Raw genomic sequence first — 965 nt, 5'->3', positions numbered from 1 at the left:
AACCGTCCGCCTGAGGAGCCGCGGGTCCGAGGAGCGCCGCCTGTTGCCCAGGTGCCCTGCGCGTGGGTGAATGGCGACCATGGCGACCCACCAGCACGAGCCCCACCTCGACGAGCCCGTCCGGCGACCCGACGTCGGCCTGATCGCACCTCCGGACCTGCCCCCCGAGCGCATCCTCGAGGTGGCACGCGCCGCCGAGACCGCGGGGCTGGACGACCTGTGGCTGTGGGAGGACTGCTTCGCGAGCAGCGGCGTCGCACCTGCCGCTGCGGTCCTGGGTGCGACCGAGCATCTGCGGGTCGGCATCGGGATCATGCCGGCGCCCCTGCGGGCCCCGTCGCTCACCGCCATGGAGATCGCGACGCTGGCGCGCATGTTTCCCCATCGGTTCCGCCCTGGCCTCGGCCACGGCGTCCTGGACTGGATGGGCCAGGCCGGAGTCCGTGTCCCCTCCCCCCTCACACTGCTGCGCGAGCACCTGGAGGCAGTGCGTGACCTGCTGGCCGGCGAGCGCGTCACGCGGGACGGCCGCTACGTGCATCTCGAGGACGTGCAGCTGCGTTGGCCGCCGCCCGCCGTGCCCGAGCTGTTCGTGGGCGCACGGGGACCCAAGACCCTGGCCCTGGCCGGCGAGCTCGCCGACGGGGTGATCCTGGACGACGCCGCCCCGGAGGGACGGGTCGATGCGAGCCGCGTCGTCGAGGCCCTGGCGACGGTGCGGGAGGCTCGTGAGCGGGCGGGACGGACCGGGAGCCCGCACGTCGTGGCCTTCCTGCCGGTGCCGGACGGCACCTCCGCCGCAGACCTCGGCGCCAGCATCACGGCCCTGGGCGAGGCCGGCGCGACGGTCGTGGCCGCCTTCGCCACCGATCCCGCCGGACCACCGGCCGGAGACGAGCGGGTCCTGGCCCTGGCCGAGCTCCTCGGGGCGACCGGCTCCCCAGCTCCCCCACGTTGAGAGGCGC

Annotated in this window: 1 protein-coding gene; it reads left to right on the top strand. The window is 75.1% G+C overall.

The window, feature by feature from the left end; all coding sequences use genetic code 11:
* The first annotated feature begins 79 nt into the window (after positions 1–79).
* Positions 80–958 carry an LLM class flavin-dependent oxidoreductase gene (locus tag B4K29_RS01590; protein ID WP_239264771.1) on the top strand — a complete coding sequence of 293 codons (879 nt, stop codon included), beginning with the start codon at positions 80–82 and terminating at the stop codon, positions 956–958.
* The last annotated feature ends 7 nt before the right edge of the window (positions 959–965 follow it).

The organism is Arsenicicoccus sp. UBA6765, assembly GCF_002453335.1.
GTDB lineage: Bacteria > Actinomycetota > Actinomycetes > Actinomycetales > Dermatophilaceae > Arsenicicoccus > Arsenicicoccus bolidensis.
This window is presented reverse-complemented; position numbering and strand designations above follow the sequence as displayed.

Bases quoted from the DNA above. Each gene is read 5' to 3' on its own strand.
- B4K29_RS01590 (WP_239264771.1), top strand. From the start codon at position 80: ATGGCGACCCACCAGCACGAGCCCCACCTCGACGAGCCCGTCCGGCGA.